Annotated in this window: 9 protein-coding genes; 3 read left to right on the plus strand and 6 right to left on the minus strand. The window is 72.9% G+C overall.

The window, feature by feature from the left end; all coding sequences use genetic code 11:
- Position 1: 1 nt before the first annotated feature.
- The 4 genes from glpK to mmuM all read right to left on the minus strand — a co-directional run bounded on the left by glpK (position 2) and on the right by mmuM (position 4,624).
- A complete protein-coding gene (gene glpK / locus ACZ7RU_RS34470) occupies positions 2 to 1,522 on the minus strand; it encodes a glycerol kinase GlpK (protein WP_470344929.1) in 1,521 nt (506 codons plus the stop codon).
- A 97-nt stretch (positions 1,523 to 1,619) separates the two neighbouring features.
- A complete protein-coding gene (locus ACZ7RU_RS34475) occupies positions 1,620 to 2,339 on the minus strand; it encodes an MIP/aquaporin family protein (protein ID WP_470344930.1) in 720 nt (239 codons plus the stop codon).
- Positions 2,340 to 2,664: 325 nt separating this feature from the next.
- Positions 2,665 to 3,429, minus strand: coding sequence for an IclR family transcriptional regulator (locus ACZ7RU_RS34480; protein ID WP_470344931.1), 765 nt, complete (start codon positions 3,427 to 3,429; stop codon positions 2,665 to 2,667).
- 241 nt (positions 3,430 to 3,670) lie between these two features.
- Entirely contained in the window at positions 3,671 to 4,624 is a 954-nt protein-coding gene (gene mmuM, locus ACZ7RU_RS34485) for a homocysteine S-methyltransferase (RefSeq protein WP_470344932.1), read from the minus strand.
- 174 nt (positions 4,625 to 4,798) lie between these two features.
- Here mmuM and ACZ7RU_RS34490 point away from each other — a divergent pair, with 174 nt between their 5' ends.
- The 3 genes from ACZ7RU_RS34490 (at position 4,799) to ACZ7RU_RS34500 (ending at position 8,470) form a co-directional block, all read left to right on the plus strand.
- Entirely contained in the window at positions 4,799 to 5,704 is a 906-nt protein-coding gene (locus ACZ7RU_RS34490) for an NUDIX hydrolase (protein ID WP_470344933.1), read from the plus strand.
- A gap of 51 nt (positions 5,705 to 5,755) precedes the next feature.
- Positions 5,756 to 6,322: an NUDIX domain-containing protein gene (locus ACZ7RU_RS34495; RefSeq protein WP_470344934.1), complete on the plus strand. Its 567-nt coding sequence runs from the start codon at positions 5,756 to 5,758 to the stop codon at positions 6,320 to 6,322.
- A gap of 129 nt (positions 6,323 to 6,451) precedes the next feature.
- Positions 6,452 to 8,470 (plus strand): acetoacetate--CoA ligase, encoded by a 2,019-nt coding sequence (locus tag ACZ7RU_RS34500; RefSeq protein ID WP_470344935.1) that lies wholly within the window; start codon positions 6,452 to 6,454, stop codon positions 8,468 to 8,470.
- Between the two features lie 63 nt (positions 8,471 to 8,533).
- Here the strand turns inward: ACZ7RU_RS34500 and ptsP are convergent, their stop codons facing one another.
- A complete protein-coding gene (gene ptsP, locus ACZ7RU_RS34505; RefSeq protein ID WP_470344936.1) occupies positions 8,534 to 10,204 on the minus strand; it encodes a phosphoenolpyruvate--protein phosphotransferase in 1,671 nt (556 codons plus the stop codon).
- Between the two features lie 96 nt (positions 10,205 to 10,300).
- A complete protein-coding gene (locus ACZ7RU_RS34510; protein WP_470344937.1) occupies positions 10,301 to 10,750 on the minus strand; it encodes a PTS sugar transporter subunit IIA in 450 nt (149 codons plus the stop codon).
- Between the last annotated feature and the right edge of the window lie 530 nt (positions 10,751 to 11,280).

Genomic DNA, 11,280 nt, shown 5'->3' on the forward strand with positions numbered 1-11,280 from the left:
ATCAGTTCTCCTCTTCCTCTTCCACCCAGTCCATGGTGCGCTCCACGGCCTTGAGCCACTTCTTGTACTCGCGCTCCCGGGTGGCCTCGTCCATGCGCGGGGTCCACTCGGCGGCGCGGTGCCAGTTGGCCCGCAGGGTGTCGAGGTCGTTCCAGAAGCCGACGGCGAGTCCGGCCGCGTAGGCGGCGCCGAGGGCGGTGGTCTCGGCCACGTACGGGCGCTCGACCGGGGCGTCCAGGACGTCGGCGATGTTCTGCATGAGCAGGTTGTTGCTGGTCATGCCGCCGTCGACCTTGAGGGCGGTGAGCTCGACCCCGGAGTCCTTCTGCATGGCGTCGACGACCTCGCGGGTCTGCCAGGCGGTGGCCTCCAGGACGGCCCGGGCCAGGTGGCCCTTGGTGACGTACCGGGTCAGACCGGCGATCACACCGCGGGCGTCGGAGCGCCAGTACGGGGCGAACAGGCCGGAGAACGCCGGGACGAAGTAGGCGCCGCCGTTGTCCTCGACGGTGTTGGCGAGGGTCTCGATCTCCGCGGCGGTGGAGATGATGCCGAGCTGGTCGCGCAGCCACTGGACGAGCGAGCCGGTGACGGCGATCGAGCCTTCCAGGGCGTACACCGGGGCCTGGTCGCCGATCCGGTAGCCGACGGTGGTCAGCAGGCCGTGGTACGAGTTGACGATCTTCTCGCCGGTGTTCAGCAGCAGGAAGGTGCCGGTGCCGTAGGTGGACTTGGCCTCGCCCTCGTCGAAGCAGGTCTGGCCGAACAGCGCGGCCTGCTGGTCGCCGAGCGCGGAGGCGACCGGGACGCCGGCCAGGTCGCCGACGGCCTCGCCGTAGACCTCGGCGGAGGAGCGGATCTCCGGCAGGACGGCCATCGGCACGCCCATCGACTCGGCGATGCTCTCGTCCCAGGCGAGCGTCTTGAGGTTCATCAGCATGGTGCGGCTGGCGTTGGTGACGTCCGTGACGTGCTTGCCGCCGTTGACACCGCCGGTGAGGTTCCAGATCACCCAGGTGTCCATGGTGCCGAACAGGATGTCGCCGGCCTCGGCGCGCTCGCGCAGGCCCTCGACGTTGTCCAGCAGCCAGCGGATCTTCGGGCCGGCGAAGTAGCTGGCCAGCGGGAGGCCGGTCTCGCGGCGGAAGCGGTCCTGGCCGACGTTGCGGCCCAGCTCGCGGCAGAGCGCCTCGGTACGGGTGTCCTGCCACACCAGCGCGTTGTGCACCGGCTCGCCGGTGTTCCTGTCCCACAGGACGGTGGTCTCGCGCTGGTTGGTGATGCCGATCGCGCGGATGTCGTCCTTGGTCAGGCCGGCCTTCTCCAGCGCGCCGCGGACGACCGACTGCACCCGGGTCCAGATCTCGGCGGCGTCGTGCTCGACATAGCCGGGCTGGGGGAAGATCTGCCGGTGCTCCTGCTGGTCGACGGCGACGATCCGGCCGTCGGCGCCGAAGATGATGCAGCGGCTGGAGGTGGTGCCCTGGTCGATCGCGGCGATGTAGTTACCGGTGGAGGTCATGGGGAGGGTCCTCGGCTCGGGTTCGGGGGATACGGGGTGGGTGGGCCTGACGCCTGCTCGGTCAGTCCCCGTGTGCGGCGGGGGCGAACCCGTCCTTTTAGAAGATGGCGTTGTAGACGCCGCCGGCCGCGAGGCCGCCCAGGACCGGGCCGACGACCGGGATCCAGGCGTACGACCAGTCGGAGCCGCCCTTGTTCGGGATCGGCAGCAGGGTGTGCGCGATGCGCGGGCCGAGGTCGCGGGCCGGGTTGATCGCGTAGCCGGTCGGGCCGCCCAGCGAGAGGCCGATGCCCACCACGGTGAAGGCGACCATCAGGGTGCTGGTGCCGGACTGGGAGAGGCCGGAGTTGGTGCCGATGGTGAGGATCGCGAAGCAGAGCACGAAGGTGCCGATGACCTCGGTGAGCACGTTCTGGAGCGGGTTCCGGATCTCGGGGCCCGTCGAGAAGATGCCGAGGGTGGGCTCCTCGTTCGCGTTGAACTGGCCCAGGTAGGTGGCCCAGACCAGGACGGCGCCGATGATCGCGCCGAGCAGCTGGGAACCGAGGTAGAGCGGCACCTGGCCCCACTCGCCGCTCTTGACCGCGAGCGCGAGGGTGACGGCCGGGTTCAGGTGGGCGCCGGACTTCGGAGCCGACATGTAGGCGGCGATGAGGACCGCGAATCCCCAGCCGAAGGTGATCGCCAGCCAGCCGGCGTTGACGGCCTTCGACTTCTTGAGGGTCACGGCGGCGCAGACGCCACCGCCGAGAAGTATCAGGGCGGCGGTGCCGAGGGTTTCGCCGACGAAGACGTCGCCGTTGGAGAACGCGGACACAAAGACTCCCTTGTCCATATGGCCCGGAGGGTGGGGTGGGGGCGGGCGGCCGGTCGATCACTGTGCGGGTGAGCGCACTGTGGGAGTGATCTCTCCGGCCATCGTTCGACAATGTCGACCGTCATGCGGAAGCTTCCTCCCCAGGTCGCCCCCACGTCAAGGCAGGGTTACGCAGCTGTGACCCTCACCTCGGCGGGTCCGTCGACGTTACCGAGCGGAGCGCCCCGAAACGGGACAAAACGCCAGAGGCGCGGACAGGCCTCCCGCCCGTCCGCGCCTCAGCGTGACGAATCGACGGCTCTCCGCGAGCCGTCCGTGGATGTGCTCAGAACCGCCCGGCGCCCAGGTCGCGGGAGATCGCCCGCGCCGCGCTGCGCACCGAGGCCACCAGCGAGGGCTTCACGAACCCGTCCTCGCAGACCCGCTCGACCGCGCCGCTGAGGCACACCGCGCCCACCGGGTTGCGCCGGCGGTCCTGGATCAGCGCGCCGATCGAGGCCACGCCCTCCCAGGTCTCCTCGATCGAGTCCGCCCAGCCGCGCTCCCGGATCAGCGCGCACTCGGCGTCCACGTCGGCCGCCCCGGTCAGCGTCCGCACGGTGTACGACTCGTACGGCCCGTCGCCCAACTCCCCGCGTGCGACCGGGTCGTAGGCCACCAGCACCTTGCCCAGCGCGGTGCTGTGCAAGGGCTGCATCGAGCCGACCTCCAGCACCTGCCGGGTGTCGTCCGGCCGGAACACGTGGTGCACGATCAGCACGCCCTGGTGGTGCAGCACCCCCAGGTAGACCGTCTCCCCGGACGCCCGGGCCAGGTCGTCCGCCCACACCAGCGCCCGCGCCCGCAGCTCGTGCACGTCGAGGTAGCTCTGCCCCAGCCGCAGCAGTTCGGCGCCCAGCTGGTACTTGCCGGTCTCCGGATCCTGCTCGACGAACCCCTCCTGCTGCAGCGTGCGCAGGATGCCGTGCGCGGTGCCCTTGGCGAGGTCCAGCGCCGTCGCGACCTCGGACAGGCCCAGCCGGCGTTCGCCGCCGGCCAGCAGGCGCATGATCGCGGCGGCCCGGGAAAGCGACTGGATCGGGCCGGGCATGGGAACCTCCGCGCTGACAGGCGGTCGACATTGTCGACCGCGGTGGTGACGGGACGAGTCTGCCAGGCCGCGCTGACTCCGTGCACCTTCCCCCCGGGTAACCCGCCCTCCGCCCCCTGTTCACCCACGGTGCGGCCTGCGGTTCGGCCTCGGCGCGTCCGCGCCGCCGACCGCCGACCACAAGCCGCCGACCACAAGCCGCCGACCGCTGGCCTCCGGCCGTGACGTGAGCCGTCCGTCGTCAGCCGTGCGTGCCCACCGCGCCCGCCCGCTGCGCCCGGAGCACCGCCACCTCCGCCGCCAGCGCCGCTATCCCGTCCGTCCCGACCCGGCAGCAGCCGCCCACCAGCCGCGCCCCGTCCGCGAGCCAGCCGCCCACCCGGGCCGAGCGGAAGGTCGGCTCGCCGCACCAGCCCCGCCCGGCGGCGTCCCAGCTCTCCCCGCTGTTCGGGTAGACCACCACCGGCTTCCCGGTCACCTCGGCGGCCACCGCCACCGCCCGGTCCGCGTCCCGGGGCGTACAGCAGTTGACGCCCACCGCGACCACCTCGTCCACGTCGGCGGCCAGCGCGAAGGCCTCCGCCAGCGGCTGCCCGGCCCTGGTCCGGTCGCCCTCGACGCTGTACGACAGCCAGGCCGGCACCCCGAGCCCGCGCACCAGCCCCAGCAGCGCCCGGGCCTCGTCCGCGTCCGGCACCGTCTCCAGCGCCAGCACGTCCGGCCGGGTCGCGGCCAGCACCTCCAGCCGCGGCCGGTGGAAGTCCGCCAGCTCCGCGACGCTCAGCCCGTACCGGCCCCGGTACTCCGAACCGTCCGCCAGCACCGCCCCGTACGGGCCCACCGAGGCCGCGACCCAGCGCCGCCGCCCGCCCGGCTCCGGGCGCGCCGCCTCCCGGGCCAGCTCCACGCTGCTCGCCAGCAGCCGCGCGGCCTGCGCCCGGTCCACCCCGCGGCGCGCGAAACCCTCGAAACTCGCCTGGTAGCTCGCGGTTATCGCGACGTCCGCGCCCGCCGCGAAGTACGCCCGGTGCGCCGCCACCACCGCCTGCGGGTCGTCCGCCAGCAGCCGCGCCGACCACAGCCCGTCCGAGAGGTCGTGCCCGGCCGCCGCCAACTGGTTCGACATCCCACCGTCGAGCACCAGCGGCCCGGCGGCCAGCGCGGCGGCGAAGTCCGGCGGGGGAGCAGTGGGCATGTGGGTCTCCTCTGGCAGAGTTCCTGGTCACAGCCTAGAGGCGGAAGCCCCGGCCGAGCGGGAAAACCGTTTGCCGCAGGGGAACGCAATCGCTACGTTGTGCTCAGTCCGAGAAGAACGACACGGCACCGGCGGGGCAGGTCAGTGACGGTGAGCACGGAAAGGAGCCCGGCGATGGCAGCGGACGACCAGCCGCCCTCCACCGGGCCCGGCGCCGAGCAGGAGTGGCTCGCCGCGTACGACCCGCGCGCCTACGCCCCGATCGCCGTCACCGTGGACGTGGTCGCCCTGACGTTGCGCCACGGCAGCCTGCACGTCCTGCTCGTCGAACGCGGCGCCCCGCCCTACCAGGGCTGCTGGGCGCTGCCCGGCGGCTTCCTGCGGGCCGGCGAGGAAGGCCTGGACGAGGCCGCCGCCCGCGAGCTCGCCGAGGAGACGGGCCTGCGGAGCGCCTCCGAGGCCGAGAACCGGCCCTGCCGCCTCCACCTCGAACAGCTCGGCACCTACGGCGCCCCCGAGCGGGATCCACGGATGCACGTCGTCTCCGTCGCCTACCTCGCCTTCGCCCCAGACCTGCCCGACCCCCGGGCGGGGACGGACGCCGCGGCCGCCGGCTGGCACCCCGTCTCCGACCTGGACCTCCGGCCCCACGGCCGGTCCCGAGCCGCCGGTGCGCCCGCCGACACCCACGGGGGTGGCGTCGACGGGCGCACCGGCCCAGGCCCGCTCACGCTGGCCTTCGACCACGCCCGGATCCTCTCCGACGGCCTCGACCGGGTGCGCGCCAAACTCGAGTACAGCCCGCTGGCCACCGCCTTCCTGCCGTACGACTTCACCATCCCCGACCTCCGCGCCGTCTACGAGGCGGTCTGGGACGAGAAGCTCCACCCCGGCAACTTCCACCGCAAGGTGCTGTCCGTGCCCGGCTTCGTCGAGAGCACCGGCACCACCACCGAGCGCGGCGGCGCCCGCGGCGGCCCCCGCGCCCGCACCTACCACGCCGGCGACGCCCGACTGCTCCACCCCGCGCTGCTCCGTCCCACCCGCGACGGCACGGCCGACGACAGCGGCACCCCCTGAGGTTCCGCCGCTCGCGGCAACACCGCCGGCGCCCCGGGCTACCATCCGGCCATGACCACCGACGAAACGACGCCCCTCGAGGAAGCGCAGCAGACCGCCCACCGGCCGTTCTCCCACTGCCACTTCTGCGGCACGCCCTACCCGCCCGGCACCCGACTCTGGCCGCGCACCTGCCCCGGCTGCGCCGAGATCAGCTACCGCAACCCGCTGCCCGTCGCGGTCACCGTCCTCCCCGTCACCCGCCCCGACGCCGACCCCGCCCTGGTCGTCATCCGCCGCACCATCGAACCCGGCTACGGCGAACTCGCCTTCCCCGGCGGCTACATGGACTACGGCGAGAGCTGGCAGCAGGCCTGCGTGCGGGAACTGCACGAGGAGACCGGCATCTCCGCAGACCCGGCCGAGGTCACCCTGATCCACACCGCCTCCGACCCCAACGGCCGCTTCGTCATGCTCTGCGGACTGCTCCCGGCGCGCCCGCTCGCCGACCTCCCGCCCTCGCGCCCCACCGACGAGACCGACGGCTGGCTGCTCGCCACCGTCGAAACCCCGCTGGTCTGGGACTTCCACAACGGCATCCTGCGCCGCTGGTTCAGCGGCGAGTTCACCGCCCGCTGAGCTCCCGCCCACCCGTCGGCCGACCCTGGCGCGGCGGGCGATCACATGGCATGGTCTGCACCGACAGCCCAACCGGACGGGTCTGCCACGAGCGCTCCCGTCCCCACCACCGGCCGGGAGACCACCACCGTGAGCACCCCACCGCAGGACCAGCCGCTCTGGCGCCCGAATCCCGCTCGCGCCGCCGCCACCACCCTGGTGGCCTTCCAGGCCTGGGCCGCCGAACACCACGGCGCCCCGGCCGCTCCGCTCGCCCCGGCCGCCGACGACCAGCAGGCCGCCCAGCGGTACGCCGACCTGCACGCCTGGTCCACCGAGGACCTCGACCGGTTCTGGACCGCGGTCACCCAGTGGTTCGACGTCCGCTTCACCCGGGCCCCCGAAGCCGTCCTCGCCGACCCGGCCATGCCCGGCGCCCGCTGGTTCCCCGGCGCCCGTCTCAACTACGCCGAGCACGCCCTGCGCGCCGCCGAGGACCCGGCCAACGCCGACCGCCCCGCGATCCTCCACCTCGACGAGACCACCGACCAGCCGGCCGTGCTCACCTGGACCGAGCTCCGCCGCCAGGTCGCCTCGCTGGCCGCCGCCCTGCGCGCCCGCGGCATCGGCCCCGGCGACCGGGTCAGCGCCTACCTGCCCAACGTCCCGCAGGCCGCCGTCGCCCTGCTCGCCACCGCCGCCGTCGGCGCCGTCTGGACCAGCTGCGCCCCCGACTTCGGCGCCCGCAGCGTCCTCGACCGCCTCCAGCAGATCGAACCCGCCGTCCTCTTCGCCATCGACGGCTACCACTACGGCGGCAAGGACCACGACCGCAGCGACGTCGTCGCCGAACTGCGCCGCGAACTCCCCAGCCTGCACACCGTCGTGCACGTCCCGCTGCTCGGTGCCCCCGCCCCCGAGGGCACCCTGCACTGGGACGACCTGGTCGCCGACGAGGTCGAGCCCGTCTTCGAGCCGGTCCCCTTCGACCACCCGCTCTGGGTCCTCTACTCCTCCGGCACCACCGGCCTGCCCAAGGCCATCGTCCAGAGCCAGGGCGGCATCCTGCTCGAACACCTCAAGCAGGCCGGCCTCCACCTCGACCTGGGCCCCCGGGACCGCTTCCTCTGGTACACCTCCACCGGCTGGATGATGTGGAACTTCCTGCTGGCCGGCCTCCTCGTCGGGTCCACGATCGTCACCTACGACGGCAGCCCCGGCCACCCCGACACCGGCGCCCTCTGGTCGGTCGCCGCCCGTACCGGCGCCACCGTCCTCGGCACCTCCGCCGCCTACGTGATCGCCAGCCGGAAGGCCGACCTCCACCCCGGCCGCGACCTCGACCTCTCCGCCGTGCGCTGCATCGGCACCACCGGCTCCCCGCTCCCGCCCGACGGCTTCCGCTGGATCTACGACGAGGTCAAGGAGGACGTCTGGCTCGCCTCCGTCAGCGGCGGCACCGACGTCTGCTCCTGCTTCGTCGGCGGCGTCCCCACCCTTCCCGTCCACCTCGGCGAGATCCAGGCCCCCTGCCTCGGCGCAGCCGTCGAGTCCTGGGACGTCCAGGGCGAGCCGCTCACCGACGCCGTCGGCGAACTCGTCGTCACCAAGCCGATCCCGTCGATGCCCACCGGCTTCTGGAACGACCCCGAGGGCACCCGGTACCACGACAGCTACTTCGACATGTACCCCGGCATCTGGCGCCACGGCGACTGGATCACCGTCACCTCCCGGGGCACCGTCGTCATCCACGGCCGCTCCGACTCCACCCTCAACCGCCAGGGCGTCCGGATGGGCTCCTCGGACATCTACGAGGTCGTCGAGCGCCTCCCGGAGATCGCCGAGTCCCTGGTCATCGGCCTGGAGGAGCCCGACGGAGGCTACTGGATGCCGCTGTTCGTCGTCCTCGCCCCCGGCGCGGAGCTGGACGACGACGTGATCGCCCGCATCCGCACCGCACTGCGCACCGAGCTCTCCCCGCGCCACGTGCCGGACGAGGTCATCGCCGTCCGCGGCCTCCCGCACACCCTCACCGGAAAGCGGATCGAGGTCCCGGTCAAGCGCATCCTCTCCGGCACCCCGCTGGAGCAGGCCGTCAACCCCGGCTCCGTCGACCGCATCGAGCACCTGCGCTTCTTCGAGCAGCTCCGCCTCGACCGCCAGGCCTGACCGGCCCGAGGCACACGGAAGGGGCGCCCCCGAGTGGGGGCGCCCCTTCGCGTCGCTACGCGGTCACTCGCCGGAGAGCACCTGCTGCGCCGCGGCCCGCGCGTCCTCGGCGCTGTCCGCGGCCCGGGCCGCCTCGGCCGCCCGGCGGCACTGCGCCAGGGTGTACTTGGCGAGCGTGGTCCGCACGTAGGGGATCGAGGCCGCGCCCATCGACAGGCTGGTGACGCCCAGACCGGTCAGCACCACGGCCAGCAGCGGGTCGGAGGCCGCCTCGCCGCAGACGCCGCAGCTCTTGCCGCTCGCCCGCGCGGCGTCGGCCGCCGAGGCGACCAGGTCCAGCAGGGCCGGCTGCCACGGGTCCTGGAGCCGGGCCAGCGCACCGACCTGACGGTCGGCCGCGAAGGTGTACTGCGCGAGGTCGTTGGTCCCCAGCGACAGGAACTCGACCTCCTGGAGGATCGCCCTGGCGCGCAGCGCGGCCGAGGGGATCTCCACCATCGCACCGAACTTGGCGTTCAGCCCGGCCTCACGGCACGCGGCCGCGAAGTCCTTGGCGTCCTTGCGGTCGGCCACCATCGGGGCCATCACCTCGAGGTGCACCGGCAGGCCCTCGGCCGCCGCGGCCAGTGCCTCGAGCTGGGTCCGCAGCACCTCGGGGTGTTCGAGCAGGGTGCGCAGACCGCGCACGCCCAGCGCCGGGTTCGGCTCGTCGGCGGGCGTCAGGAAGTCCAGCGGCTTGTCGGCGCCGGCGTCCAGCACCCGGACCACGACCCGGCCCTCGGGGAACGCCTCCAGCACCTTGCGGTACGCCTCGACCTGCTTCTCCGCGGTGGGCGCCTTCGCCGAGTCGTCCAGGAACAGGAACTCGGTGCGGAACAGGCCGACGCCCTCGGCGCCGTTCTCCAGCGCGGCCGGCACGTCGGCCGGGCCGCCCACGTTGGCCAGCAGCGGTACCCGGTGCCCGTCCGAGGTCTGCCCCGGGCCGGAGGAGGCGGCCAGCGCGGCCCTGCGCTCGGCGGCGGCCGCCCGCAGCTCGTCCTGCTTCTCCTGCGACGGCTCCAGCAGCACGTCGCCGGAGCTGCCGTCCACCGCGACGACGGTGCCCTCGGCGACGTCGATCGCCCCCGGCAGCGCCACGACGGCCGGCACGCCCATCGCCCGGGCCAGGATGGCGCTGTGGCTGGTCGGCCCGCCCTCCTCGGTCACGAAGCCGAGCACCAGGGCCGGGTCGAGCAGCGCGGTGTCGGCCGGCGCCAGGTCCCGCGCGAACAGCACGTACGGCTCGTCGCTGTCCGGCACGCCCGGCATCGGCACACCGAGCAGCCGGGCCACGATCCGGTTGCGCACGTCGTCCAGGTCGGCGACCCGCCCGGCCAGGTACTCCCCGGCGGAGGCGAGCAGCGCCCGGTAGGCCGCGAACGCGTCGTAGACACCGCGCTCGGCACTGCTGCCGACGGCGATCCGGCGGGACACGTCGGCCATCAGCTCCGGGTCCTGCGCCATCAGCGCCTGGGCCTCCAGCACGGCCTGGGCCTCGCCGCCCGCGAGGTTGCCGCGCGCGACGAGGTCGGCGGCGACCGCCTCGACGGCGGCCTGGGCGCGGGCCTGCTCGCGCGGAGCGTCCTCGGTCGGGATCTGGGTGGCCGGGGGCTCCAGCACCGCCGTCCCCATGTGCCGCACCTGGCCGATCGCGACCCCGTGGCTCACGCCCACGCCGCGCAGCGTCTTCTCCATGTCACCTGTCTCCGCTGAGATGAGCGGCCCCGCCGGGAACCGCTGAGTGGGGGCCGCCCCGTCATCTCGTCCGGGGCGGGTGTCGGAAGGAAGGGGTCAGTGCCAGCCGAACAGCTGCTCGCCCGCCTTGGCGTCGCCGTCCTCCCGCAGGTCACCGAGCGACTCGGCGGTGGCCTCCAGCGCCACGATCGGCGAGATCGGCGACTTGCCGGCGGCCTCGACGGCGGCCGGGTTCCACTTGATGACGGCCTGACCGCGGGTCACCGTGTCGCCCTTGTTGACGAGCAGCTCGAAGCCCTCGCCGTTCAGCTGGACGGTGTCGATCCCGAGGTGGGTCAGCACGCCGTGACCCTCGGCATCCACGACGACGAACGCGTGCGGGTGCATGGAGACGACGACACCGTCCACCGGAGCGACCGCCGTGGTCTGCTCGCGAACGGGGTCGATCGCGGTGCCCGGGCCGACCATCGCACCCGAGAACACCGGGTCGGGCACGCCCGCGAGCCCCACGATCTTGCCGGTCAGCGGCGACGTCACAGTGGTCATGGTTGTGCCTCCCAAGTGCGCAGTACAGCGAGCGGCCGCGAGGAGCGGCACGACGATCAACTGAAGCCTAAATCATGTCAACTTCGGACATCTGCTGACATTCTCGGGCGAAGGCCCCGCCCGCGCCCACCTCACCGGCCGGCGACTCACCGGCCCGCGAGTGGTCTAGTCCTCTTGGCCGATGCGCCGCACTCTACAGGCATCTTGGCGAATCGGGACCATTGCTGTATATGCTCGCGAGAGCAACAAATCATGCCGCCGTCCGGGGGAGTCCCCGGCGCGCCCCGATTCGCGCTCCGGCTGCCGACCGGCTATGGTTGGTCGAGTCGCCGCGACTCCGCGGTTAACACCAGATTTCAGATGCGAAAAGCCCCGGTAAACGGAGCGGAAAGCGTCTGGTAGGCTGGAAACACGAAAGAGCGAAGCCCCGAGGGTCTGCTGGAAGGCAGTCCGAAGGAAGCGTCCGTTCCTTGAGAACTCAACAGCGTGCCAAAAGTCAACGCCAGATATGTTGACATCCCCGGCCTCGG

The sequence above is a fragment of the Kitasatospora sp. NPDC114501 genome (assembly GCF_055633695.1).